This window comes from Bacillus sp. SG20033 (assembly GCF_044570195.1).
In the GTDB taxonomy this organism is placed as follows: domain Bacteria; phylum Bacillota; class Bacilli; order Bacillales; family Bacillaceae; genus Bacillus; species Bacillus subtilis.
The window spans coordinates 2,743,574-2,768,279 of sequence record NZ_CP172606.1 but is presented as its reverse complement, the minus strand read 5'-3'; the positions used below and the strand labels follow the sequence as shown (position 1 = coordinate 2,768,279).

Annotated in this window: 27 protein-coding genes and 12 pseudogenes; 20 read left to right on the top strand and 19 right to left on the bottom strand. The window is 36.3% G+C overall.

What is annotated here, in order from left to right; translation table 11 throughout:
- The first annotated feature begins 10 nt into the window (after positions 1–10).
- The 5 genes and pseudogenes from ACFVP7_RS14680 to ACFVP7_RS14660 all read left to right on the top strand — a co-directional run bounded on the left by ACFVP7_RS14680 (position 11) and on the right by ACFVP7_RS14660 (position 4,527).
- A pseudogene (locus ACFVP7_RS14680) lies at positions 11–393 on the top strand (DsrE/DsrF/DrsH-like family protein).
- A gap of 29 nt (positions 394–422) precedes the next feature.
- Positions 423–1,557: pseudogene (locus ACFVP7_RS14675) on the top strand (MBL fold metallo-hydrolase).
- Between the two features lie 33 nt (positions 1,558–1,590).
- Complete coding sequence (locus tag ACFVP7_RS14670) at positions 1,591–1,818, top strand: sulfurtransferase TusA family protein (RefSeq protein ID WP_012116896.1); 228 nt, start codon at positions 1,591–1,593, stop codon at positions 1,816–1,818.
- A 59-nt stretch (positions 1,819–1,877) separates the two neighbouring features.
- Entirely contained in the window at positions 1,878–2,654 is a 777-nt protein-coding gene (locus ACFVP7_RS14665; protein ID WP_024572221.1) for a sulfite exporter TauE/SafE family protein, read from the top strand.
- Positions 2,655–3,429: 775 nt separating this feature from the next.
- On the top strand, positions 3,430–4,527 hold the full coding sequence (locus ACFVP7_RS14660) for a glycosyl hydrolase (protein ID WP_338730608.1): 1,098 nt from the start codon (positions 3,430–3,432) through the stop codon (positions 4,525–4,527).
- Positions 4,528–5,050: 523 nt separating this feature from the next.
- On the opposite strand, the gene ACFVP7_RS14655 is transcribed toward ACFVP7_RS14660, so the two are convergent.
- The gene (locus tag ACFVP7_RS14655; protein WP_038429355.1) at positions 5,051–6,394 is read right to left on the bottom strand and encodes an MATE family efflux transporter; all 1,344 of its coding nucleotides are present in this window, start codon (positions 6,392–6,394) and stop codon (positions 5,051–5,053) included.
- Positions 6,395–6,524: 130 nt separating this feature from the next.
- Here ACFVP7_RS14655 and ACFVP7_RS14650 point away from each other — a divergent pair, with 130 nt between their 5' ends.
- Entirely contained in the window at positions 6,525–7,205 is a 681-nt protein-coding gene (locus tag ACFVP7_RS14650; RefSeq protein ID WP_043856860.1) for a TetR/AcrR family transcriptional regulator, read from the top strand.
- 572 nt (positions 7,206–7,777) lie between these two features.
- Here the strand turns inward: ACFVP7_RS14650 and ACFVP7_RS14645 are convergent.
- Both ACFVP7_RS14645 and ACFVP7_RS14640 read right to left on the bottom strand, forming a co-directional pair.
- Positions 7,778–8,176 (bottom strand): annotated as a pseudogene (locus ACFVP7_RS14645) (sigma-70 family RNA polymerase sigma factor); the annotation flags it as partial.
- A pseudogene (locus ACFVP7_RS14640) lies at positions 8,176–8,538 on the bottom strand (ImmA/IrrE family metallo-endopeptidase); the annotation flags it as partial. The pseudogenes ACFVP7_RS14640 and ACFVP7_RS14645, both read right to left, overlap by 1 nt.
- 316 nt (positions 8,539–8,854) lie before the next feature.
- Here ACFVP7_RS14640 and ACFVP7_RS14635 point away from each other — a divergent pair.
- Positions 8,855–9,391 (top strand): AAA family ATPase, encoded by a 537-nt coding sequence (locus ACFVP7_RS14635; protein ID WP_181217211.1) that lies wholly within the window; start codon positions 8,855–8,857, stop codon positions 9,389–9,391.
- A gap of 195 nt (positions 9,392–9,586) precedes the next feature.
- Here ACFVP7_RS14635 and ACFVP7_RS14630 read toward each other — a convergent pair whose 3' ends face one another.
- Entirely contained in the window at positions 9,587–10,129 is a 543-nt protein-coding gene (locus ACFVP7_RS14630; RefSeq protein WP_038429351.1) for a PadR family transcriptional regulator, read from the bottom strand.
- Positions 10,126–10,968, bottom strand: a complete 843-nt coding sequence (locus tag ACFVP7_RS14625; RefSeq protein ID WP_338730607.1) for a sialate O-acetylesterase — start codon at positions 10,966–10,968, stop codon at positions 10,126–10,128. Before ACFVP7_RS14625 ends, ACFVP7_RS14630 begins: the two co-directional genes overlap by 4 nt.
- Before the next feature lie 423 nt (positions 10,969–11,391).
- Between ACFVP7_RS14625 and ACFVP7_RS14620 the strand changes: the two genes are divergently transcribed.
- The 5 genes and pseudogenes from ACFVP7_RS14620 to ACFVP7_RS14600 all read left to right on the top strand — a co-directional run bounded on the left by ACFVP7_RS14620 (position 11,392) and on the right by ACFVP7_RS14600 (position 13,192).
- Positions 11,392–11,793, top strand: coding sequence for a hypothetical protein (locus ACFVP7_RS14620; RefSeq protein WP_396582369.1), 402 nt, complete (start codon positions 11,392–11,394; stop codon positions 11,791–11,793).
- A gap of 145 nt (positions 11,794–11,938) precedes the next feature.
- Positions 11,939–12,244, top strand: a pseudogene (locus tag ACFVP7_RS14615) (ATP-binding protein); the annotation flags it as partial.
- Positions 12,235–12,384, top strand: coding sequence for a hypothetical protein (locus ACFVP7_RS14610; RefSeq protein ID WP_076458162.1), 150 nt, complete (start codon positions 12,235–12,237; stop codon positions 12,382–12,384). The pseudogene ACFVP7_RS14615 and the gene ACFVP7_RS14610, both read left to right, overlap by 10 nt.
- Before the next feature lie 95 nt (positions 12,385–12,479).
- Positions 12,480–12,899, top strand: a pseudogene (locus ACFVP7_RS14605) (RusA family crossover junction endodeoxyribonuclease).
- A gap of 82 nt (positions 12,900–12,981) precedes the next feature.
- A pseudogene (locus ACFVP7_RS14600) lies at positions 12,982–13,192 on the top strand (XtrA/YqaO family protein).
- A gap of 147 nt (positions 13,193–13,339) precedes the next feature.
- On the opposite strand, the gene ACFVP7_RS14595 reads toward ACFVP7_RS14600, so the two are convergent.
- Positions 13,340–13,699 carry a hypothetical protein gene (locus ACFVP7_RS14595; protein ID WP_338730605.1) on the bottom strand — a complete coding sequence of 120 codons (360 nt, stop codon included), beginning with the start codon at positions 13,697–13,699 and terminating at the stop codon, positions 13,340–13,342.
- Positions 13,700–13,961: 262 nt separating this feature from the next.
- On the opposite strand from ACFVP7_RS14595, the gene ACFVP7_RS14590 reads away from it, so the two are divergent.
- The 4 genes and pseudogenes from ACFVP7_RS14590 to cotD all read left to right on the top strand — a co-directional run bounded on the left by ACFVP7_RS14590 (position 13,962) and on the right by cotD (position 16,472).
- Positions 13,962–14,630 (top strand): hypothetical protein, encoded by a 669-nt coding sequence (locus ACFVP7_RS14590; protein ID WP_040082421.1) that lies wholly within the window; start codon positions 13,962–13,964, stop codon positions 14,628–14,630.
- 68 nt (positions 14,631–14,698) lie between these two features.
- Positions 14,699–15,151 carry a hypothetical protein gene (locus ACFVP7_RS14585; protein WP_338730604.1) on the top strand — a complete coding sequence of 151 codons (453 nt, stop codon included), beginning with the start codon at positions 14,699–14,701 and terminating at the stop codon, positions 15,149–15,151.
- A gap of 92 nt (positions 15,152–15,243) precedes the next feature.
- Positions 15,244–15,698, top strand: a pseudogene (locus ACFVP7_RS14580) (sigma-70 family RNA polymerase sigma factor).
- A gap of 558 nt (positions 15,699–16,256) precedes the next feature.
- Positions 16,257–16,472, top strand: coding sequence for a spore coat protein CotD (gene cotD, locus ACFVP7_RS14575; RefSeq protein WP_076458314.1), 216 nt, complete (start codon positions 16,257–16,259; stop codon positions 16,470–16,472).
- Between the two features lie 184 nt (positions 16,473–16,656).
- Here the strand turns inward: cotD and ACFVP7_RS14570 are convergent, their stop codons facing one another.
- On the bottom strand, positions 16,657–16,749 hold the full coding sequence (locus tag ACFVP7_RS14570; RefSeq protein WP_029318114.1) for a YjcZ family sporulation protein: 93 nt from the start codon (positions 16,747–16,749) through the stop codon (positions 16,657–16,659).
- A 40-nt stretch (positions 16,750–16,789) separates the two neighbouring features.
- Positions 16,790–16,876 (bottom strand): YjcZ family sporulation protein, encoded by an 87-nt coding sequence (locus ACFVP7_RS14565; protein ID WP_073991391.1) that lies wholly within the window; start codon positions 16,874–16,876, stop codon positions 16,790–16,792.
- 181 nt (positions 16,877–17,057) lie between these two features.
- Between ACFVP7_RS14565 and terS the strand changes: the two are divergent.
- A pseudogene (terS, locus tag ACFVP7_RS14560) lies at positions 17,058–17,633 on the top strand (phage terminase small subunit); the annotation flags it as partial.
- Positions 17,634–17,638: 5 nt separating this feature from the next.
- Positions 17,639–17,976 (top strand): annotated as a pseudogene (locus ACFVP7_RS14555) (phage tail tube protein); the annotation flags it as partial.
- A gap of 366 nt (positions 17,977–18,342) precedes the next feature.
- On the opposite strand, the gene ACFVP7_RS14550 reads toward ACFVP7_RS14555, so the two are convergent.
- On the bottom strand, positions 18,343–18,429 hold the full coding sequence (locus tag ACFVP7_RS14550) for a putative holin-like toxin (protein ID WP_072592549.1): 87 nt from the start codon (positions 18,427–18,429) through the stop codon (positions 18,343–18,345).
- Positions 18,430–18,605: 176 nt separating this feature from the next.
- Between ACFVP7_RS14550 and ACFVP7_RS14545 the strand changes: the two are divergent.
- Positions 18,606–18,777 (top strand): annotated as a pseudogene (locus tag ACFVP7_RS14545) (peptidoglycan-binding protein); the annotation flags it as partial.
- Between the two features lie 897 nt (positions 18,778–19,674).
- Here the strand turns inward: ACFVP7_RS14545 and ACFVP7_RS14540 are convergent.
- The 3 genes and pseudogenes from ACFVP7_RS14540 to ACFVP7_RS14530 all read right to left on the bottom strand — a co-directional run bounded on the left by ACFVP7_RS14540 (position 19,675) and on the right by ACFVP7_RS14530 (position 21,171).
- Entirely contained in the window at positions 19,675–19,965 is a 291-nt protein-coding gene (locus ACFVP7_RS14540) for a contact-dependent growth inhibition system immunity protein (protein WP_338730603.1), read from the bottom strand.
- 109 nt (positions 19,966–20,074) lie between these two features.
- A pseudogene (locus ACFVP7_RS14535) lies at positions 20,075–20,653 on the bottom strand (suppressor of fused domain protein).
- 206 nt (positions 20,654–20,859) lie between these two features.
- The gene (locus ACFVP7_RS14530) at positions 20,860–21,171 is read right to left on the bottom strand and encodes a hypothetical protein (RefSeq protein WP_338730602.1); all 312 of its coding nucleotides are present in this window, start codon (positions 21,169–21,171) and stop codon (positions 20,860–20,862) included.
- A gap of 84 nt (positions 21,172–21,255) precedes the next feature.
- Between ACFVP7_RS14530 and ACFVP7_RS14525 the strand changes: the two genes are divergently transcribed.
- Entirely contained in the window at positions 21,256–21,480 is a 225-nt protein-coding gene (locus ACFVP7_RS14525) for a hypothetical protein (RefSeq protein ID WP_162868992.1), read from the top strand.
- A 317-nt stretch (positions 21,481–21,797) separates the two neighbouring features.
- Here the strand turns inward: ACFVP7_RS14525 and ACFVP7_RS14520 are convergent, their stop codons facing one another.
- From ACFVP7_RS14520 to ACFVP7_RS14490, 7 genes are all read right to left on the bottom strand, one after another.
- Complete coding sequence (locus tag ACFVP7_RS14520; RefSeq protein WP_250629349.1) at positions 21,798–22,244, bottom strand: hypothetical protein; 447 nt, start codon at positions 22,242–22,244, stop codon at positions 21,798–21,800.
- A 104-nt stretch (positions 22,245–22,348) separates the two neighbouring features.
- Positions 22,349–22,708 carry a ribonuclease toxin immunity protein CdiI gene (gene cdiI / locus ACFVP7_RS14515; RefSeq protein ID WP_338730601.1) on the bottom strand — a complete coding sequence of 120 codons (360 nt, stop codon included), beginning with the start codon at positions 22,706–22,708 and terminating at the stop codon, positions 22,349–22,351.
- Positions 22,709–22,804: 96 nt separating this feature from the next.
- A complete protein-coding gene (locus tag ACFVP7_RS14510; RefSeq protein WP_396582364.1) occupies positions 22,805–22,930 on the bottom strand; it encodes a hypothetical protein in 126 nt (41 codons plus the stop codon).
- Positions 22,909–23,256 carry an SMI1/KNR4 family protein gene (locus ACFVP7_RS14505; protein WP_396582362.1) on the bottom strand — a complete coding sequence of 116 codons (348 nt, stop codon included), beginning with the start codon at positions 23,254–23,256 and terminating at the stop codon, positions 22,909–22,911. Before ACFVP7_RS14505 ends, ACFVP7_RS14510 begins: the two co-directional genes overlap by 22 nt.
- A 98-nt stretch (positions 23,257–23,354) precedes the next feature.
- A complete protein-coding gene (locus ACFVP7_RS14500) occupies positions 23,355–23,795 on the bottom strand; it encodes an SMI1/KNR4 family protein (protein WP_076458156.1) in 441 nt (146 codons plus the stop codon).
- A gap of 60 nt (positions 23,796–23,855) precedes the next feature.
- Positions 23,856–24,191: a tRNA-Val4 gene (locus tag ACFVP7_RS14495; protein WP_076458155.1), complete on the bottom strand. Its 336-nt coding sequence runs from the start codon at positions 24,189–24,191 to the stop codon at positions 23,856–23,858.
- 72 nt (positions 24,192–24,263) lie between these two features.
- Positions 24,264–24,704 carry an SMI1/KNR4 family protein gene (locus ACFVP7_RS14490; RefSeq protein ID WP_076458154.1) on the bottom strand — a complete coding sequence of 147 codons (441 nt, stop codon included), beginning with the start codon at positions 24,702–24,704 and terminating at the stop codon, positions 24,264–24,266.
- Positions 24,705–24,706: the final 2 nt, after the last annotated feature.

Here is a 24,706-nt window from a genome sequence, read left to right as displayed (position 1 = left end):
TGATGAACAGATAAGTACAAGAGTAGCGATTATTGCGGCAAATGGTGGTCTGTTTGACGCTTATAAAGTATTTAATATTGCGACTGCGGCAGCAGCAAGTGATCAAGAAGTATCTATCTTCTTTACATTCGAGGGATTAAACCTGATCCATAAGCATTCCCATCAACATTTAGAAATGCCGAAAGGAAAAGAACACTTCGCAGAAGGTTGTAAGAAAGCAAATGTGCCTTCTATTCTTAACTGATTGAAATGGGAGTTGCATGAATTGGTTGTCAAATAACGATGGACGTTATGGGTTTAACAAAAGATGATTTTATGGAAGGAATCGAAGTAGGCGGGGCTGTTACCTTTTTAGATTTTACTAAAGATGCTGATGTATCCTTAACATTTTAGTCCCGCTAAAAGATTCGATATAGGAGGTATTGAAACATGACCGTAAAGGCAATGACCCCAAAAGAAGTGACAAAAAAAATCTTTAACAAAGAACCTTTATTTATTTTGGATGTGCGTAATGAAAATGATTTTAACGATTGGAAGATTGAAGGACATGACTTTGACCATTTAAATATACCGTATTTCGATCTTTTAGATGGCGTAGAAGATATCTTGGAGAAAATTCCTTCTGATAAAGAAGTGCTGGTCGTTTGTGCAAAAGAAGGTTCATCCGTCATGGTATCCGAAATGCTATCTGAAGCAGGTCATTCTGTATCCTATCTTAAGGGTGGAATGAAAGCATGGAGCGAACATTTAGAGCCGGTAAAAGTCGGGGATTTAAAAGATGGCGGTGAGATGTATCAGTTTGTTCGAATCGGTAAAGGCTGCCTGTCATACATGGTCATTTCCAATGGTGAAGCAGCAATTATTGATGCGACACGTATGGTAGATTTCTTTATGGATTTTGCGAAGGAGAAGAGTGCAACGATTACTCACGTATTTGATACACATCTTCACGCGGACCATATTTCAGGCGGCAGAGTCATTGCTGAAAAAACAAAAGCAACCTACTGGTTACCGCCTAAAGATGCTGAAGAAGTGGTATTCGATTATCAGCCGTTGGAAGAAGGAAACGACATGATCATTGGAAATACAACGATTAAAATTCAACCGATTTATTCTCCGGGGCACACGATTGGGTCCACTTCTTTCATTGTCGATGATCTGTATCTTCTTTCAGGTGATATTTTGTTTATTGATTCAATTGGCAGACCAGACTTAGCCGGTATGGCAGAAGATTGGGTAGGAGATTTAAGAAAAACGCTTTATAGCCGTTACAAAGCGTTATCAAAGGATTTAATTGTATTACCAGCACACTTTATGATCATTGACGAGCTAAATGAGGATGGAAGTGTTGGTAAAAAACTAAGTACATTATTTAGCGAGAACCATGGTTTGAACATTGCGAATGAAACAGAATTTAGACACCTAGTAACAGATCATTTGCCTCCGCAACCAAATGCATACCAAGAGATTCGAGAAACAAACATGGGGAAAATCAGCCCAGATGAAGAAAAACAGCGTGAAATGGAGATTGGTCCAAACCGCTGTGCAATACGGTAACACAAGTTTCTATTAAAAAGAGGAGAGATGAACATGAAATCAGATAAAGTATTAGACGCAAAAGGCCTGGCATGCCCAATGCCAATCGTCAGGACAAAAAAAGCGATGAATGAACTGGAATCAGGTCAAATATTAGAAGTGCATGCAACAGATAAGGGAGCTAAAAGTGATCTTGCAGCTTGGTCTAAATCAGGCGGGCATGACCTTTTAGAGCAAACTGATGAAGGTGATGTATTGAAATTCTGGATTAAAAAAGGCTAATAATGTGAAAGGGTATCGAATAAAAAGATACCCTTTTCCTTTGAAAGGAGGAAACCAAAGTGGATATTGCCTTTATCACAACTCTTTTCATTATAGGGTTTATTGGTGCCTTTATTTCCGGAATGATTGGTATTGGCGGAGCAGTTATTAATTATCCAATGCTATTGTACATTCCTTCTTTAGTGGGAGTGATGTCATTAACTGCCCATGAAGTTTCAGGGATAGGGGCTATTCAAGTTTTCTTTGCGACACTCGGCGGTGTTTGGGCTTATCGTAAGAGTGGTCTTCTAAATAAAGCATTAATTATTTACATGGGAAGCAGCATCCTTTTAGGGAGTGTATTGGGGAGTTACTTTTCTCATTACATATCTGAAAAAGGAATTAACTTTATATACGGAATTCTGGCTATTTTAGCAGTTATTTTAATGTTGATACCTAAAAAAGGACAAGAACATAGCGAAGACAAAGAAGTGATATTTAATAAATGGTTGGCTTCGTCCCTAGCGTTAATCATAGGTGGTGTATCAGGTATTTTAGGAGCTGGCGGCGCCTTTATCCTGGTCCCCATTATGTTATCGATTTTAAATATTCCTGTTAGAATCACAGTCGCTTCATCTCTTGCGATTACATTTCTTTCATCTATTGGCGCAACAGTTGGAAAAGTAATCACGGGCCAGGTTCTTTTTGTACCAGCTCTGGTTCTTATGATTGCTAGTTTAATTGCTTCTCCTATTGGTGCATCAGTTGGGCAAAAAGTAAATACAAAATTCCTGCAATGGATTTTAGCGCTATTAATAGGTGCGACAGCTATTAAAATTTGGTTAGAGCTTCTTTGATATCAGTCAGCGGGTAAAATGAAAGATTAACAGGTTGATACGGCTGAAGTTTTTGAAAATCAAATGAATATGAAACATCAATTGAGGGTTTTTTATTGAATGGTTTAAAACTATGAGTCAGAGAGAGAAAAAGGCAATAGGGCACCGCAAATTAAAATTCTCAGTAGATCAAAATAACTTTTGGATTGGTATTAGAATCTTGATTATATGCTGCGGAGAAAGTGACGGGTTGGAACTGCTGTTAAGGAAAACATCAGATTATGAAAAACCAAGAAGAAAGAAACTAAGTTAGAGGAGTAAACCATACGTTTGCTCCTCTTTCTGTTTATAAAGGACTTTGTACCAAAAGTAACGTTTGCTGCTATGAATAGGGATCAAAATGATTTGTTTTTTGATTATTTTTTAAAATAATTTAATAGGATAAAAAAGAGAGTGAAAATCATCCACCACTTAATATCGAAAATAATTCGACTTAATGAAATAGGTAATAAGGTTTAAATACAAAAGGGAAAGTTTGCTTTATAGTCTGTGAGGCATACAGTAAAAAATAGGTGAAACGTCTGATGAAAGAAGATATTTTTCGGTTTAATATAATTAATGCCCAAAAAATGGAGATTTACAATGGGTAAATGCAAATATCTCTAAGGAAGGTCTCTCTTATTTTAAATATGAAAGGGGATGAAAAAGCGTAAATGACTTAATAGATTCTGTGCTTTATAAATCTTTAACAGAATAAATGATTAAAATAATAAAAAGTAGAAGACGGAGAATATATATGTATGAAAAAATTGGTGTTTTTATATTACTATCTTTCATAATCGTTTCATCTTTTTCACAGTCGGCTCTTGCTCATACAGTTTACCCTGTGAATCCTAATGCTCAGGCGACAACGAAAGAGTTGATGAATTGGCTAGCTCATCTACCAAACCGATCTGAAAATCGCATACTGTCAGGTGCATTCGGCGGATTCACAAATGCTTCGTTTTCCATGAAAGAAGCCAACCAAATTAAGAATGCTACAGGCCAGCTACCCGCAATTTATGGTTGTGACTATTCCAGTGGATGGTTGGAGAAGCCCTATATTTCTGATATTACTGAGACGATCGACTATAGTTGCAACAGTGACTTAATCTCATATTGGAAAAGCGGTGGAATACCACAGATTAGCTTACATCTAGCTAATCCTGCATCCAGTACTTTTGGGAAAAATGCTTCCCATATTTCAAACAGTGAGTATGAAAAAATCTTAGACTCATCAACTATAGAGGGTAAGCGATTAGAGGCTGTTCTGAGCAAAGTTGCAGATGGCCTTGATCAGTTAAAAAATGAAGGTGTACCTGTTCTATTCAGGCCTCTTCATGAAATGAATGGAGAATGGTTTTGGTGGGGACTAACCGAATATAACAAAAAAGACAGCCAGCGCTTCTCACTTTATAAACAACTTTATCAAAAAATCTATCATTATATGACTGATACAAGAGGTTTGGACAACCTGATATGGGTTTACTCACCGGACGCCAATCGAGACTTTAAGACTGACTTTTATCCTGGATCTTCATATGTTGATATTGTTGGATTAGATGCGTATTTCTCAGATGATTTTACAATTCAAGGATATGATGAGTTAACAGCTCTTAATAAGCCATTTGCGTTCACAGAAATCGGCACACAAAAACAAGATGGTAATTTGGATTATGCTGTGTTTCTTAATACAGTCAAACAAAAATATCCGAAAACCGTGTACTTTCTAACTTGGGATGAGGTTCACAGCCCTTCGGTTAATAAAGGTGGGTCTAATTTTTATAATGACAGCTGGACCCTTAATAAGGGAGAGGTATGGGCTGGTAGTTCACTTACACCAATAGTTGAATAACTGAAATGACAAAGGACATAATGAGTAAACAATTTCTTCATGTGGTTTAGTAAGACTAGCTGAATTTCTTACAGAAAAATTCATCTCATCATAGAAGAAATGGACGTTATGGTTTCCAAAGAAGATACTAGACGTTGTGCAAAGAAAAACGTTAAGACGCAGACATAGGTTTGCTCCTCTTTTTCTGTCCATGAAAAGAGGAGTGGTGACTTTTGCGTAAATCGCAATTTGTGTAAATATCATTATTGTTTTTGATGATTCTAATCGTGTATTTAAAAGGAAGAGAGTAAAAAAGCCCGACGTTTACTGTTTTGAGCTCACCATTTTTTAATATATAAGCTTCATAATCAATGATAGTGAGCGGAATAACTCGTGCGGGTTCAATTCTTCTAAACCACATTAATAATAAAGTGGGAGGATTTGAGAAGGGGATAGTTTAGCCGATTATGAGGGCTAAACTATCTTTTTTTACATATTTGATTAGTTTACAATACGGATTTAAATGTCATATGTTTACTAGCACTTAACTATTCAATTCAGGCTGCAATTTGTTCCTCAAAGCATAAAGCATGATGGCACCTACAAGGAATGCGACTGTATCTGCAATGACAAGTGACCAAACCACCCCATGAAAGCCGTTCACCTGATTGGCGATGAACAATACAGGAATCAGAGTAATTCCTTGAATAAATGACATAACAAAAGCGGCCGTTCCTTGCGCGGTAGCTTGGAAGATACCAGTAAATAATGAGGACATCCCTGTAATAAATATGGATAAAAACGTAACATGTAGAATGTAGCTGCCTATTTTAATTAATTGCGGGTCATTTGTAAATAAACCTATTAGATGGTCGGAAATTAAATAGACGATAACGCCAAACATTACTGCTAGCGTCACAATCGCTTTTAATGTAAATCCAATGGTATTTTTCATGCGTAATTTATCCGCTGTAAAAGAGAATGCAATTAACGGTACGACCCCTTCACATAGTCCCATCAAAATAAATTCAGGAAATTGAAATAAGCGGGATGAAATTCCGTATGCAGCAACGGCTTTGTCCCCATATTCGACAAGAAAATGATTAAAGATAAGAGACATTGCCCCCAAAAAAATACTCATAATAAAGACCGGAATGCCGATTTTTAATACATTGCTCAGAATATCCAGGCCAACCTTGAACCACTTTACGGAGACAGTTAAGAACTGGCTCTTATATCCCATGTGGAAGGCATAGAATGAACTCGCAGCCAAGTTGGAAATGACGGTAGCAGACGCAACTCCGATTACACCCCAATGGCATACGAAGATGACTAACGCATCAAGCATAATATTTACAACAACACTGAGAATCATACCGGTCATCGACGTGATTGCTGAACCCTCTGAGCGCACGATATTCTCCAGCGTGAAAAATAATACGACGAAAGGTGAACCAATAAGCATAACCATGACATAGTCCTTCGTGAAGCCGAAGGAGTCAGATGTTGCCCCCAGGCCATGAACAATTGGATCGATTAAAGGGAGACCCACTGCCATCACAATAAGACCGAGAACTAAACTGCTGTAAAAGGCAAATGAGGATACATGCTTTACATCATCATATTTTTTCTCCCCGAGCAAACGGGAGATGAATGTACCGCTGCCCATGCCAATCAAGTTGCCTAGCGCCATAATGATTGCAAATAACGGCAAGGTTAATGCGAGTGCGGTTAATATGGCGGTATTGTGGAGTGTACCAAGGAAAAAGGCATTTAGAATGGAATATATGACACTCATTGATGTACCTAGCATCATCGGTATAGCGAAGTGAGCAACAGCTTTTGCGATCGGTGCTTTTTCAAAATAATAGAGGTTTTCTGTATCCATTATATTTCACTTCTTTCTTGTTTATATTTAATCTAACACTGTTAGTTTGAGTCTTACAGTGTTAGATGGTATCATCATTTTATAAACCTGTAAAGAAAAACTTACACTGTTAGATAAAAGGACGGATAATATGAAAAAGCAGCAGCCTCAGATTTCAGAGGAAAAGATTTTAGAAACCTCGTGGGAACTTCTTGGGGAGGGAGGCATCGAAACATTCAGCATGAGACGATTGGCCAACAGGCTAGGGATTCAGGCTCCCTCTCTGTACTGGTATTTCAAGAGCAAACAGAAGCTTTACCAGCGTCTGGCTAACCAAGTATCGAGTATGATTCTGGAGGAGTTCCGCTCCGAGGGAGACTGGAAGGAGCAGCTGATGGGGCTTGCGATAACGGTACGGAACGTGCTCAGCCGATATCCTTGCTCTACGCAGCTCATGATGATGACGCTGCCCCATGAACCGGACATCATCCGATTCACGAACCGAATGTTACTCTGCGTGGAATCAACACCACTTAAGCAAGAGCAGAAAATGCAAGTGGTTACTACGCTTGTAAACTATGTCTTCTACTTCGTTTTAGACGATTATCAGCATGAGCGCAATGTCACTGCTATCCTAAAGGACCAAGAAGAGCATCCGGGGGAGGAGATGATACGCCTTCTTGATTCCATGAGCGAGACAGATGCGGGATTATTCCGGAGGATGTTTACGAACGGGCTGTTTGAGTTGATGGGGACTGACAGAGCATTTGAGTTTGGCTTGAAACTGATTTTATATGGGATTGAGAGGGTGATAAAGGAACAGGAGAGGTAATAATTAAGCTGCCCGCCATCGGATGGGCAGTTTTAATGAAATTTTCTCGTCCCTCTATATGTGTCACCGTACTGGAGGAGCACTTATTAGGGATTGGAGTCAACAGAAGAGATTGTGAAGAATTGTACTTAAACGATCAGTGATTTAATTGAAGAAGAAATAAAATGAGTAGTTCTTTAAAACGAACTGCTGCTAACCAATGTTTTTTAACTGATTCTTCATATTCATTAAAAGTCCTCTCATTGTGATAGTCATATATGTAAGGGTATCGACAGCATAGATGAGGCCTCTATAAAGAAAGCAGTGACTAGGAATGTACTGAAGTATACCGATCTAAGGATTTTCTCAGGAGAGCTTTTAGAACGTCCGGCTTAGAATCGCTTGATGGAGGGAAGTAACGCCCCATAAGAGAGAAGCCATCTGCTATGATCCAGACGCTTTTCTCGAAGAGTTTATCAGTGATGACAAAACTGATTTTCATCACTCTTTTATATATTTTTTCTCTATTTTCTTTTTAAAAAAACTTTAATGAAATAGAGAAAGCCGGAATATGAGATCCGGCCTCTTCTGCATTATTTCCCCTTCGCCTTCTTCCGCTTTTCCTTCTCTGCCCGATAAAACTCATGAAACATCTTCATCAGCGCCCGCTTTTCTATCCGCGATACATAGCTGCGTGAGATACCGAGTTCTTTGGCAATCTCTCGCTGCGTTTTTTCCTTCTTCAAATCAAGTCCAAACCGCCCGACAATCACTTCCTTCTCACGGTCATCTAAAATGTCAATGTATTGTTTCACTTTTTCAAGCTCCATATTGAGCTGGATCGTATCTATCACGTCTTCGTTTTCTGATTTCAAAACGTCAATCAGGCTTATTTCATTCCCTTCCTTATCCTGCCCGATCGGATCGTGAAGGGAGACGTCTTTTTTTGTTTTTTTCAATGCACGCAAATGCATGAGGATTTCATTATTAATTACAAAAGGGGGGTGCACAGATTTCCCGTAACTGTTTGATTAAATAAATGTTGAGTCAGTTTCCTGTAATAAATGCTCAAACGTTTCTTAGCAAATGAAGGGGATACCTTAAATAACCAAGCTACATTTTCAATTGCATGTGATTGTATGTACGAAAGATTAATATTACGCAACATGAAAGTTGGAATGCAAAAGTGATATGTAAAATAATTGGACTGCCAATCCAAATAATCAGTCCAAGTTGCAGGCATTGTTTTTTTATCGCCTTCATGTCTATATATATGGCAAAATTCATGAGCAAAATCATACTATTGTTCAATTCGGTTTTTTCGGCTGTCCAAGCATATGTTATAAATTCCGCTGTCTGTATAAGTTTTCAATCCAATCCTCTAAATGACTGTTTGTATACCTCAAGATGAAAAACCTCCTTAAAGAAGACAATCTAAAAATTGGATTCGTTTAAATATTATATGGAAATTAAGACTTTTTTCATAGAAAAATGCGTCTAAGGAGATGGAATATGAATCCGTTTAATAATGACTGTTTTCGTAAGTATGATGATTTTAACACGCATCTGGATTTCTCTAGAAAAGTAAAGGTCTTTAGGGATTTATGTCAAAATAATAGTAAGTACCTTATGCAACAGGGAGTTTGGTTGCTTAATAAGGAGGGGGAAGTATGAAAAAAAATATTCACATATTGGGAGCCTCTGGTGCCGGAACGTCTACATTAGGTGCTGCATTATCAAAGCGTTTGCCTCATACGCATCTCGATACTGATGATTACTATTGGTTAGATAAATTCACTAAAAAAAGAGAAATTCCTGAAAGAAAAAGGTTGCTTGAAAAAGACTTAACAATAAATGAGAAATGGATTCTTTCTGGTGCAGTGTGTGGCTGGGGCGATAATCTAAAAAGTTATTTTGACCTTGTCGTCTTCTTATGGATTCCACAAGATATACGGCTTGAGAGATTAAGGCATAGGGAATTTCAGCGTTATGGAAATGAAGTGTTAGCCGGTGGCAGTAAATATGAACAATCAAAAGCATTTTTAGAGTGGGCTTCTTTATATGATACTGCTGGAATGGAAGTCAGAAGTAGAGCTTTGCATGAACATTGGATGGCAGATTTATCTTGTCCAGTGTTAAAAATTGAAGGCGATTGCTCAGTCAGCGAAAGAGTTCACCGCGTCTTGGATTATTTGAATTCTAATTAAACTAACGGCTAGCGATTGAAAAAGAAGAACACGGAGCTGATTCACTTGCTCTTGTTGGGGGCAAGTGCTGACAACCCTATTACTGGTTTAATTAAAGAAGGAGTATAAAACCTGTATAAAAGATGTTACTAAATATCTACGACACAGGTTTTATATGTAGGTAACTAATATTCTTATTTTTAACTTTGCATTTTTTTATTCTGCAATAGTTGATTCTATTTCTGCTTTCAATTTTTCAAACCACTCTAAATTAACCAAGTGATGTGAACGGGAATTTTCGTTCATACGGCGAAAGTAATCGATTGTGCCGGGAATTTCTTGAGTGATGGACAGGTATTCATCAAGGAGCTCGATTCGAGTTTTAGTCTGATCGATTTGTGATTGGATCAGATCCAGTAATTTATTTTTGTCGAATTCATCTGCAAAGAGTAACGCCCCATAAAATTGCAGGTTCACATATTCCGATTTGGCGCCGTATTTGATCATTAATTTTTCGAATTCTGCCCTTCCCGAATCTGTGACTTTGTAGTTACGGATTTCACGCCCGCTGGTTGAGGGTTTCTGCTCAATCTGTTCAATAAAACACTTTTCTTCAAGCTGCTGCAGATTGTAATAAAATGAACCTTTCGTGAAGTTAACAATGTATTTGTAATGACGTTTTTCCATTAAGGCCAAAAGTTCATAGCCGTGAGCTCCGGGGTTTTGGATTAGCAAGCCAAGGATAAGTAAGGGAATCATGGTTTCATCACCTTCGCCATCCGCGCCTCAAATTCCGCGTACGTAATTTTACCCGAAGCCAAATCCATACTATGAAGGTAAATCTGTTCTGTTTTAGAATAGTCACCATTCACTTTCAGCGATTGCTCCTCTCCCGAAATGGGTTTCAGGATATGGTACTTTTTCGAAAAAGCCTCGAAATAGCGGTAACCGAATTTGCGTTGTGAAGCTGCGTCTAAATGAATGCCATCAGGATTCGCAGTCAAACCTGCTGCAGTAACAAAATAACAATTCTGTTGTTCATTAGCAAAACGCAGCAATTGTTCATTAACCTGTCGAAATTCAGTCGCGTGCTGTCCAAAACCGGTCTTTCCAAGAAAGTCACCAAGCCCTCCAATAATCAACGGTACCTCATCAAGTTCCAACTCGTTTCTTAGCGTCTCGATGATAAGAGTTAATTTCTCGTAATAAGTTTCATGTAGCGAACGATAACTGTCACTCTCACCTTGGTGCCAAAGGATTCCACAAATTTGACTGGACCGGAGGGCGAAGCGGGCTTCGGACAAAGCATGCTGAAAAAGGATGCCTTCCGGATGCCAGTCATTCAATGAACTGTCACCTTCGGCACAAGGGATCAAGCCAATTTCTTCATCAGGATGAGCTTTCGACCAAGCATCTGCAAAAGATGCCGCCAGGCCAACGCCGGAAACCGGACGGTCGTAATTAATCGGCTCTGTCATCATCTGCCACTGTCCATTGCGCAGCATTTTTATTTTTTCATTATAGATCGGGTCTACTTCATTCAAAAATCCACGGCCCGCCATATTCGACTGCCCCAACATTAAAAAAGACTTTATCATCTAATTTTTCACTTCTTTACATCAATATTTTAGTCTAATTAGACTATAGTCGATTCAGTTTGTCTTGTAAAGTTTTAATAAGGTTTTACTTTTATTATTAGTATGTATGAAAAACAAACTAACATTGAACATTTGGTGGATGTATTTGAGAAATAGCAAGTTCTTTTGCTATTTCTTATCACACTATCGGGGGCGATTATTGAACAAAAACTAAAGGAGTGATACATATTAGTCATGTATAATTATGTATCACTCCTTATTTTTTATAGCTTTTTTTGATTTAGATCTTAATAGACAATGAAAAAACAACAAAAACCCTGTCATGTAAGGGTTCCTATGAGCTTCAAAATCATTTTTCATAGGAAATACCTTCGATGATGGGGGTGTATCCCAAATGAAATGGATTGTTAAAAAGGGAGGACTATGTTGAAGAGGTTAAATATCAATAAAAAAGTATTAAAAAGGTTAACGATTGTACCAATTCTATTCATTTGTTATGTTTTATTTTTAAATTCTGAAGTTATACTTGAAGAGCAATGTCCTAATAAGCCTTATAGTTTAACAATCGTAAAGCACGGGACAGGTATATTTGATAAGAAAATTGTTCTAATATATTACAAAATCAACGGAAAAACAGTATCTGTTGGAAATTTGGTGTTTTTTGAGAATTTGGGAAGAGATATAGATGTTACTTGGGATACTAATACTGATGATGGAACTTGGTGGATAGATAAAAGCGTACATTTAACAATGACTTATGCTAAAAATTTTGAGGGAGATTTAGACAAGAAAGATATTGATTTTGATTATGGTACTGTCCAATAATAATGAAGTCAAATAGGAATATATACTAAAAGAACCGCCAGTTGCGGTTCTTTTGTGTTTAGATTAAACGGGTTTAGGAGCAGTTTTCTTTCCTTGCAAGTACCATGATTCCAGAAGATTATCATAAGTATTGCTGGCATAACTTGACAACTTAGTTGTAAAACTCGATGCCATGAGAAAGATCGAAGTTCTATTCATTGATGACTTATTTAAACCAATAAACGGTCATCCAAGGGCAACCGATTGGCAGGTTGAACAAATCCAGTCGGTCATTAATTATCGATACTTGAATCATAAGCCTTTGCTGATTTCTTCTGAGTTAACAGTCGATGAGATTTTGGATATAGACGATGCTCTTGGTTCACGGATTCACCAGATGTGTCGTGATTACATAGTGATTATTAAAGGCGATCGAATGCAATTAAATCATAGGTTAGATGATTGGGAATGAAGGAGGAAACGAATGTGAAAGTAATTGGTGGACTTTATATATTTGGACCTTCAAATCCAACTGAAGGTAAAGATCTTACACCAACAATCCGTTTACTTGAGGAAAAAATAAAGCAAATGGAGCGGATGCTGAGTGCTTAAAGCAGTCGTGTCTCTGCTGGCAATTTTACTCTCCGCACCGAGAATAGAAAAAGAAATTGAGCTATGGGAACAGCTTGACGGGAGGTAAAGAATAGTTGGATTGCATTAAGTTCACTGTTTATGGAGAGCCAGTCGCGCAAGGACAGCCGCGTGGATCAATACGAGAAATGGGAAGGTGCATATGCGAAATCCAGCGAAATCAAAGTATTTTAAGCAGTATGTAGCTTTGGTTGCGTCTCAGCATCGACCAGAAACAATTATTACTGGTCCTGTTTCAAAGTGTACAGACCAATGCCTAAGTCAGTTTCAAACTCAAAAAAGAAGAAAGAGAAAGCTGAAAATGGTCTTTTGCGGCCTACTACAAAGCCTGATGTTGATAACTATGTAAAGGGTGTGAAAGTGCTTTGAATCAGTTGATATACAAAGATGATAATCAGGTGGTGGATTTGAAAGTCAGTAAGTTTTATAGCGAAGAGCCGAGGGTGGAAATCATGTTAAAAGAGGTTTCTGCCTAAAAATAAAACACACCGAAGCGCTTAGCCTCAGTGTTCTCGATATGAACTGGTACTTCTATCAAAACACAGGGGGGACCTTTGAGTGTACAATCCAAGAGAAATAAACATCAAAAAAGACTTCACTATTCAGCAGAAAATTGATCCAGGAAAAGTTAAGATCATTGTTTTAGATGGGAATCAAGGTACAGCACATGTCTTAGATGCTCCTGAGCACGGTAAAACTGTTATTCAAACTGTAAAGGGGGAGCTTTGCGCGGGTTGATCATGAGATTGGGTTTAAGGTGAGGGGATAAATTAAGGAAACATTACTATTAACATAAATAAGCATGAAACTGGTTGTAAGTGAACAGTTAACCGGTTAGAAGTTGGGATTATTAGAACTCTGTATGTTTTTAATAATTGAATATAATTAAAAGCCTCTATAAAGAGGCTCTTAGATCCTATTTTCTAACTGTAACATAAAGGGCTCCTAATAAAGCACCGTTTGATTTATACATCCAAACTTCTGCTTTATTACTACCTGAGTCTTTCAAACCAATAATTTCACGACCAGATACTTCGACATACTGAGACCCCTTAACAACGACAGCCCAAGAAGCATTATCATCGATTGGATAAGATTTGCCTACGTTAATAGTTACGCTTCTAGCCATCGTTTTAAAAGGGGCATCTTCTGATAATGAATTCAAATGCATGGGTTGATTAGATTGAACTGATTCTTGAGCAGATGCTATACCACCAATAGAGAAGGATAAAGCAGAGACCGCAAGCAGGGATGCTACAGATTTTCTTAATTTCATTCTAAAACACTCCTTTAATTTTCTTGTGTGCATTAGTATAGTTCACCATTAGTTAAGTTTTTCCTTGTAAATAAATGTTAATTATTTGTGAACGGTTACTCTGTGATATGGATTGTAATTGTATACTACATTTCGGTATTAAACTTAGAATTTAAATACTCAGTAGAGTGAGTAAAATAAGTTGAAGGAATGGAATGATAGTGTGAAAATTTAAATAAAATGGAATTGTGATTATAATCATGAATAAAAGGGAGTTTTTAGAATGAGGTCGATTACTGTACCCCACAAAGCATATAAATTTATGAAACCATGTTTTTTAAGAAAATTGGAAACAACAAAGAAGATTTTTGTTAATCATTTAAATAACTATCCTGAAAGTCGACATGGAAGTGTGATTGGAGATGATTTAGAGGGACATGCTTCAAAGAACGTCACTCTTAATTCACATATATTTACCGATAATGATTTGAATACACCTCTTGGTGCTCATTTGAGTCAATTTTTTAATTTTGAAGGAGTAAGTAATATCCAACTCACAGGGGGTAATTTTATTACTGAAGAGGTAGATGATAACTGTTACGTCTATTGTCTTTGTGAGGAGTATGATGATTATGTTAAAAAAGAGTTTGGGGGATCATGTCTTATTATAGAAAACTTCCCTCAATTTTTAACCGAACTAAACAAATGCATGTTAAGGAAAAAGAAATTTTTATTGACTGCTGCTAAATGTACATACTTAACTGATCGAGAACTAAAATTCGAAGCTAAAGACCCTAATTTTAATATAATCCCAGGTCTAATTAAAGATATTAGATATAAAAATCAAAAAGAATACAGAGTGTTATGGAAAAATATTGATAATTCTCTTATAGATAAACCATTAGAAATTTATTGTCCTTCAGCATTAAAATATTGCAGGTTTGAGTATTAGTTTTGCGATAGATTTGAATGGTTGTCTATATAAATTTTTATATCAATTAAATGGGAGTGACTTTTTTAATGAATTCAGCTTTAGAAGCAGGGTTAATAAATGCATTAATAAATGCTTCTGCTACAATATTAGTGGGCTTTGGTGTTTATTACTTTGGAGCAAAAAAATTAGAAGCTATTAAATCAGAAGTAAGCATAGAATCACAACAACGTTTAGAGATGCTTAAACGTAAAAGGGAGATATACGAAGATTTGTGCAAGGGACTTCAATTCTTTATTACAGATAGAGTGGAAGATGCAGATAAATCAAAGGTGAGAGCGCTAGCTTTAGAGACTTATGATAAATTGTCACTTTGGGGATCAGATAAGGTATGTGATGCAGCAGATAATTTTTTTAAAGCAGTTAAAAGTCCAGGGAAGGATTCTAAGGAAGAATATAAATTATTGTTGTCTGCTATGCGAGAAGACTTAAACCAAAATGATTCTACCGAGTATAAAAGGGATTACCAAATTGTTTCTTAGTCCAAGATGGAAAGCCTGCGGACACTGAACTTACAGCATTTACGCTGTTTGTTTGGTGTTCTTTTTTATTCGTTAAAAAGGAGGACATATCCATGAATCGAAAAGACATTGAAAATCTTATCAATAGCTATCACTGGATGGTAAAAGAGGTTCATCGATTGCAGAGGGTACTCTATGGTTCAGTAATTCCCATGAAGAATTGGAGTGTTGCACAATATGGATTAGAATCAGCTATGCCAAAAGGAAGTCCCGGGAAGAGTCAGGCAGAATTGCGGCAAATGGAATGAGAGAGGAACGTCTTTTCAAACGTCTTAAGTATTATGAAGAACGAGTCTATGCGGTTGAGTTGGGGGCAGAAAAGATCAAAGGGGAGCAGCACAAAGTTATTTATGATTGCATGATGGAGGGGATGAGTTATCGTGCAATAGGTCTTCATCTTGGCATTTCAAGGGAAACTGTACGCAAAATGAAAGATGAGTTCATCAGCCATTTATGCCAAGATTGCCACTTTGAGCGCTTGTTGAATCTGAATAAATCTGTAGTGTAAAATGGGAGGCAGGATCGGCGCGGCGGATTATTCCTGCGTCACCACTACATTCATGGAATGAGAAAATCCCCCAGCGATAAGCGAGGATCAACTCAACTGGGAGGTTTTATACAGTTAATTCGGGTGATAAAACACCAGCAGTATTGCGTAAAAATTAATATTCCCGACAAAAACAAAATAAAGCCTCATGTTTGATGATGATAAGGGTTGAATGTGCTCTATCAAACGAGGCTTTTAGAGCGAATTCACTAATAACGGGTGCATTCGTTCGTAGGAGGATTATTTCCAAGAAAAATGGGTTCTATTCATATTGAAGAGCGCTTTTCATAATAAAACCCCACGTTGATCATAAAGAGTTGGAGAAACGTGGGGCAGAGCGATGGGATATTTATGTGGAGAGTTGCTCTAATAAGTAATCTATACAGCTTTTGTTGTGATGTGCATGATTTTGTTTGATAAATCCTCATGGAGCAGTAAATAAGGTGGTTGTAATAGTACTATTAGATGCTTCTGAACATAGTTTATAACAGATAAAAAATAATGAAGGGAGAAGAAAATATGCATCATTGCAAAATTTTACCTCCAATTGTGCATCCGACTAAGTGTTGTGAACATCATACGTTCTCAAATACAATTGTTCCTCACATTCATCCGCAGCATACAACTAGCGTGAATCATCAACATTATGAGCATGTTCATTACTTTCCGCATAGTTACTCAAGTTACGATCCTGTCACTGAGCATCATAAGTATTGCGGAAAACCTTGTTGTTAGGGATTTCCGAAAACAATTAATTAAAAGAGAGGTTTTAAAGTGGCCTCTCTTTTTATTGTCTCTCCTATTTTGGCAATTTAAGAGCGTTGTTAATAACATAGCAAAACGCCATAAAAACTTCTTATGGCGTCTTCGTACAGGGAGGTGAAATCCAAAAGGCCGCTTTGGATTAAAGTGCCAAAGACTAATAGAGGAATGCAGCACCAACAATGATTAATAGAATGAATAGCACTACGATTAATGCGAAGGTGCTACCATAACCATTTGTGTTTCCCATATAGTTACCTCCTTTAATAGTAGATTAAAATATTTCAAGACTAATAAAGGAATGAAGCACCCACAATGATTAACAGGATGAACAACACCACAACTAACACGAAGGAGCTATTGTAACCATTTGACATGTTATCACCTCTTTTAGTGGAGTTAGTATAAGATATGTCAAACAATAATTTTCGACATAGATTTAAGTCTAAATAAGAGAAAATGAATATTTTGTCTAAAGGTGTAATAGCAGATACATCAGCAAAAACTATTAAAACAAACACAAACTCAAACATGAGGTCCGGAGGTGGGTAAGATGTAATGCCAAGACCACGAGATCCACGCAGAGACAAAGCTTTTCGTTTGTGGGAAGAGAGCGGCGGGAGTAAGAAGTTAAAAGACATTGCTGAGCAATTAAACGTAACAAGTAGCACTGTCCGAAAATGGAAAACAAACGATAAATGGGAAGAAAAAATAAAAGGGAGCGCTCTTTTACGTCGAGGCGCACCTAAAGGGAACAAAAATGCAAAAGGAAATAAGGGAGGAAGAGCACCGCTTGGAAATAAAAATGCATTAGGAAATAAAGGTGGTGCAGCTCCACTGAGAAATCAAAACGCTGTGACTCATGGTTTCTTCTCTAAATTCTTACCTAAAGACACACTCTCTATAATGGAAGAAATTAAGGATCGCTCACCTGTCGATATGATTTGGAACCAAATACAAATCCAATATGTTGCAATTATAAGGGCACAAAAGATCATGTTCGTTTCTGATAAGCAGGAAATGATTAAAGAATTGAAAAAAAAAACTGTGCTATCTGAGACAAACGAAGTCGAAGAGGAAGAGTATGAATTCAAATTTTCTTGGGGTCGTCATGCAACGTTCTTGAACGTGAAATAAGAATGGCATTAAAAGCGCAAAACACTATTTCTGTTAAAGAGGGCAGGTTGTTTCTTGATGGAGAAGAAATGGCCCTTATAAAACGTTTGAAGCCAACGTGGAGAAAAATAAATCCGAGGTCAATATCATGGGGGCGTCGGATGACAGGGCATAAAACGACTAGAGTAAACGGAACAGGGATAGCCACTTTTTATAAAGTGACTCCTCAATTTGTTCTTATTATGATGGACTATGTGAAAAGGGAAATGGTCTTTACTTCACTTTACAAGCTGTTCTGGATGACGCATCTTCAGGGCGTGGCACTGAACGAGTCATCTTTTATGATGTGGGCTTTGATTCTGCTAAAATTACAGGAAAGGAAATGGTACCATTTACCTTTGAGGACTTCGATGTTCCTGAGCAGTTAAAATCTACATTCTAATCACTTTTACAAAATCACGAAACAGATTACGAAAAGCTTGCGTAAAAAATGACGAAACTCTCACGAGATATTCAAGAAAAAATGTGGTAAGATTACGTTAGAAGTAATCCAACTAGGGTGAAATAGAAATATGTATTTCTTTCAAAAGAAATGCATAAAATAAAAAATACCGGAGTGCGGCAACACTCCGGCTGGTACAAATGCTGGCTCCTTCTTGGAGCGCTGGTTATAGGTGTATTTAGATATGGACCTACCCTAGAAGTTTCCTAGGCCTCAAAGGGTGGTCTATTTCTTTTTGTCTAAATACGTCAACAAAGCGAGAATAAACATCCCAAACGCAAGCATTAAACTAAGAGCTTGAAATGTTGACACAAGGCATCACCCCCTTTCAGGGGATTTAGCCAGCAGTCCACCTTTGAGTTAGCCGTGCAAATGTACAGGAATAATTATACACTAGACAACCATTTTTGTGGTTGTCTTTTTTGTTGGTCTAAATCATTTAATCCTAAATTCAAAGGAGCTAATGAACATGAGCGAAAACAAAACGAAAGAAAATTCAAAAAGCACAGGCTGTACTATACTTCTACCAAGATAAAGGAGCAAAGAATAACGGCATATACGGCATTTATGGTCCGAAAACAGCAGATGCATGAGCTTTCTTTCTGTTGATGGAAACTATGGACCGATACGAGAGCAAAACTTGAAGCATTATTGAAATAAAGGAAGGCCCTCTGTTAAAGGGCCTTTTTTTACCTAAAGAATGTGTATTTGTTATTTGCGTGCCCATTCATTCCACAAAGGTTCTAAGCCGTTTTTTAGATCTATGAACATCCATGGGTAGAGTTAGGAAAAAAGTAATAATAGTAGTATTCCATATACTGAATGTGTATTTAAATAAGTCTATAAGCCAAATTTTAAAAGAGGTGCCTCCTTCAAAATGATCAGCAACTATTTGTAATTCCTGTGATACTGAAACCTTAGAAGAATGCAACATAAAATTATTTGCTGAATAAAATTGATGAAGAATTTACTTTTGTCATATGAGTTTGGTGTAAGCTTTATGGCAATTGAAAAAAGAATGTACTTAATTAATATACCGGGTTATAAAGACAGCCAAAAGAATTGCAACAAACCAATAATATGGAAGCATATGGACTTGTACTCCTATGATTTAAAAAAGAATAAAGATTCAGGGTGATCAAAATGCATAAAATTATTAATTACATCCTAGTGGGGTTATTAGTACTCTACATCATTGTATCTTTTACATTAAATATAAATAATGATACTCCTTATATAACAGTTGCTCTGGTTCTCATCATTGTATCTTTTGTAATAGAAAGAAAAAAGGTACACAAAAATTAGAAAAAACAACCCTCTTCTTATATTGAAGAGGGTCTTTATTTTTAACAACTGTAATACACAAATTATTGATTAAAGTATGTATGAATTATTGTACACAGCGGATATGTTTAATTTCATTTAAATCCATTTTACATGTTTTGTTCTTTGACTTCTCATGCTGACGGCTTTATGGCCCTCAAAGAGATAGCGAAACCGAAGCATCTTTGAATTAAAAAGGCCCTCTCATAAAATGGGGGCCTTTCAGTGTTTCTTTTAAATAGCTTCTTTTAGTTGTTCTATTACACTTTTCAACCATTCTTTTGGTGGTAATCCAATTGCCGGGAAATATATTTCTGTATTACACTTTATAATGTCTTCCTTTTCTTCTTCAGTTAGATTGCTATTTAGAAACTCTTCGCAATACTCTACTGTAAATAGCAAACCTGCTCTACTAATTTCCTCAATAAATTCGTCTAATGCGTGTTCAGGCGATTGGATATCTTGATGAAATGTTCCACCTAAAAAATTTTCTAATTCGTCTAAGAAATCATAACTTTCATCCATGGTACTTCCTCTCTTTTTTATATGGTTGGTTGGAATAAGCCCCCATTAAGAGGGACTTGTATAGTACTCTTCTTTATTAAATAAAACATCAATTTTGAATTAATGTTATTTAAGCAACAGATTCTCTCTTTATATCAAAGATATCAATCTGCTTTGATTCCAAAAGATCTTGTAAATGGTCTGGACTGTATTGTTCAGCTATTTACAATTCTCCTTCTGATATAGGTATAGCCATTAGCCAAGTAACACTTTTGTTGCTAAATTCAAGTAGTTCTAAATCTTCCTCCCAGAGAAATGGGGGAACGAACATCACATGTTTCATATCGGTTTCCTGATCATACATACTAATCACATCTTTAAAAATAACACCTGGTGCACAAGAGAAATTTGAGTTGATTATATTAAAGACGCAAGTTGATAAAACATTAGCATATATGTCTGAAACTGACTCCATTGCAGCTACGATTTCTATCCGTAACGGGGTGCCATTCACCTCATAATTAATAGAATGATCCGACAAGCCTAGAGTTGAGTACGACGTGATATCTTCCTGAGGCTGGTCACTAACCGATAAAATATCTATGCTGCTATTCTTGTTATTGTCCCAATATTTCGTAATTTTCGGTTTTCCTCCAAAAGCTCCTAAAACTGTTCTAGCAATTACTTTATTTTCTTGTGTAACGCCCATTAGACAATCACTCCTAATCACCAAAGTATACTCCTTTAGGACAAAGGTAATTCAGGTTGATAAAGCTCTGGATTTTTGCTGTTAGTTTAGAATTCGTAAACTTGAAAACCTGACCTGGAGTTAAGCTTTTGTTGAATTGTGCTAACACCAAAAGGAACCAACATTTTGTGCTACCGAGGCTCTGTTCTTGCCTTTCTTTGAAGACTTTATATTGCTGGAATAATTTTATTTTCCCAATCTGTATATTTCACATTATCATACTTTTTGGTAGCAACAATTTTGCATGAATTTAAATAATCGCCGGGAAGCCGTTGGATAGTTATATTTTGATTAGACTCTTGGTTTGAAGAACAAGTTGTAATATCATTTTGAGAAAAAGTTGTTGGAACTATTGGTGCTGTAATATCTTTGCTCTGTTCATTGTTATTTTGTTGAGCAGCAAGTATACTGTTCGTAGGAATCAACAAAACAAAAGACATTACTAAAGCTAATACAATTTTTATACTACCTTTCTTCAAAAAACATCCCTTCTTTGGTTATATGGGCCCGTATATAATATACCTCTTATTGGGATTTTTTGTTTAAATTTTGAATTGAATTAAGTGGAAATTAAGAAAGGTATGGATTTTACAGTGAAATTACTAATGAGTTTTGTATTTGGAACTTTAGGGGCATTATTAATGGTAAGTGTGAGAGAAAATTTTTCTTTCACTGTGACATTAATTGTTTTAGTTGTTGTTATTATCGTTGCTTTTATTCTTGATGAGGTATGGAAAAGGCATAAAAAAAGAGAGAAGAAGATTAATTTTCTTCTCCCTCTTTTTTAGTCAATTTGGTTTATTTTGATCTTTGGGTTTAGTGAATTTTGTAGAATATCCAGCGGCTAATAAAAAGATAATGGCAAGAACATACGCTAAAATACCTTGATGAAATACGAATATAGAAATTAAATTAGATGCTATAGCAAGAATAATGAAAATAATTGTATATATGTTTAATCGCAATAGGGAGACCTCCCTTGGTTTCTTTTGAAGAATTTTATCATTTGTAAATAGAAAAATAAAGAAAGCCAAAGTACCCAAAGGATATTTGGCTTTCTTTATTTCGTTTAGTTATTTATTGGGCCCACAATCTTCTAAGCAGTTCATAATCTGTACGCTATATACCAATAAAGGTCCTTCATACAAGCAGCGCAAAGGATGATCGTGCCACAGGTAGCCCCACATAATGCTGCGAAGACTCCAATAGCCCAGTTACTTAGCCCTTGGTTTGCTAAGCAAGTGTTCATACAGCTTAACCATCCTTGTGCAGAAATCTCACCTTCTGAAATTGGTGTAGTCCCCGTAGCAGTCTCTTCATTATCAATATAATATCTGTAGGTAACTGAAGAAGAATCTTGATTTTCAACAATGAGTTCTTGATATCTTAAAAAATCTTTTTCTTTATCAAATACTAAGGTAATTGCACTTGTTTCTTTAATAGATTTTTTAATTTTATATGGGATTGCGACAATATAGTTGGAATCCTCTGTGTTTTTATTGACTACTGCATTATCCCCGAATAAATTATGTCCAGTTATAACCCTTACCATTTGCTGAAGCAGAACCTTCTTGAAATAGAACAAAGCCCCTTAGAAATTTCATGGGGCTTCAAAATAACATAACAATGTACAACATAGAAATATTCAGCTTTTCCTTATAGCTTAATATTATATTTCTCTTTAATGGTTTCCATATATTTTTCTACTTCTAATTTATTGTCTGGGTGTCGTTCTACATATTGACCAACAATTTCATTTAAATAATTATAGAAATTTTCGTAATCTAATATGACTTCTTCATCTTCTTCGACTGCTGGGTAATCGAAATAAAAAGCTATACCCTCATTTCCAAAGTAATCTTCTTCCCACTCTTCGTAGTCATCAGCAAATACACACCAGACATTCTCTATACCATAACCTTCTCCGTTAGAGAAATTCTCTAAAATTCGTATAAATCGTTCATCACCAATAACCTTAAAGAAATAATTAATTAATTCTTTATTTTTATTATCCATTTCATTTTTCCACCGAATTAAAGCCTCTCATAACGAGAAGGGCTTTCCACCTTTTAATACTCTCTTCTCAAAAAGAAGGGGAAAGGCTTTATCCGTTTATCCCTCGTATAGTTTATTAATCAACTCTGTAAATGAATCACAAACATAGCTAATGGAACTTTCCTTATCTTCATAAGCTATCTCATGATCCCAAAAAACAATTACGGGTTCTTGAGCAGACATTCTGTAATCAAAACAAAAGAGGTTTCCCCCTGCATCTGTAGCAAAAGTATGATCTTATCAACTAACCGGTCTTTAACATTATCAATGGTACTAAGGAGATCAATTGGCCGAGTAGGATCTCCTATGCTCAGTAAATTGTTGATTGATTCTCGAGAATCTTGGAATAAAACAACCTTTTTATCTATAGGGGAACATCCATTATGGTCTTTAATGAATTCTTTGTAATCTGTCGGGAACTTGATTTTTAATTTCTCTTCTACCTCTTCGATCTGACTGTTTGTCGCCTCTTGAAAAGTGCGTCGTTTTCTCCATTTAATACTTTGCATTGGTTACCTCCCACTAGTCATATACCGGGCAAAGTTATCCCTTGTATTAAATAAAAAGAGCCTTTCTCTTCAAATAGAAGGGGAAAGGCTTTATCTGTTTATTCCTCGTATAGTTTATTAACCAACTCTGTAAAAGAATCACATACAGGACTTAAAGCTCTTTCAGGATCTTCAAATGCCATTTCATGATCCCAAAATACAATAGAAGGACTACTGAGTCCTTTTCTAAAATCGAAGCAGATTTCATTGCCAAACACGTCATCAGCAATCGGTATTACTTTATCTGGCATTCTGCCGTCTCGATAACGATTAGAAACGTTAACTATATATGATTCACTTTCTTTATGGAAGCTATGTAAGTATCCGAATGCAATTCCTTCCCTATCTTCAAGATCAAAAGTTTCAGGAGAGGGGGTAGCGCCAGAATAGATTTTGACATATTCTAAATAATCTTTTGGGAACTTTACTTGTAACGTGTTTTCTACTTCAATAATTTCCTCGTTACTAACAGGATGCTCTCCGAAATCCCATTCAACCATATGGTATCTCCGCCTCGATATGTAAAACCCTTCTTAATGTAAGAAGGGTTTTAATTTTATTCAACCTTTAAATATATCTGGAATTTTATCTCGCCATATTATTAACAATTCTCTAAATTGATCGGTTTCAATTGAGTTTTCATAGGGTTTTTCTATCCTAAAAGAGTTTTCAACAATTGTCACATCTTTCTTGATGAGAACACTTGTAGCATTTAACTCAATCTCAAAATCTTCATATATCCCTTTTGAAACCTTCTCAATGTAATCTATATATTCGTTGGCTTGTTCTTCTGTAGCGATGTTTTCAATAAAATCAGAGAAAATACTGACTTCTTCTGGCAATACTATTCCTAAATCACCAAATGGATCTTCTTTAAATTTGTATGAATATTTCATATGTTATTTTTTTTATAACGGATAGCAGTTAATGCTTTCTCCTCAAAAAGAAAGGGGAAAGGTCTTATCCGTTTATTCCTCGTATAGTTTATTAACCAACTCTGTAAATGAATCACATATATGACTCAAAGCTTTATCTGGATCTTCATATGCAATCTCGTGGTCCCAGAAAACTACGGATGGATTCTCTTTATTCAGACGATAATCGAAGCAGATTTCGTTACCGAAAGGATCACAAGCAAAAGGAACTATCCCAGGAAGCATCCTTCCATCCTGGTAATCTTCAAAGACCTCTAAAATAAAACTTGAACTATCCTCAGTTAAACCATGTAATCGATTAAAAACCGCGCCTTTTGTATTTTCAAAGTCAAATATCTTTTTACTTGGGCGCGCCCCATTGTTGTTTAATATAGTTGTAATGTAGTCTTTTGGAAACTTAATATCTAATGCCCTTTCGATTTTTTTAACAGTTGTTTCCCCAATTGGCTCTTCGGCAAATCTCCACTCTGTCATAT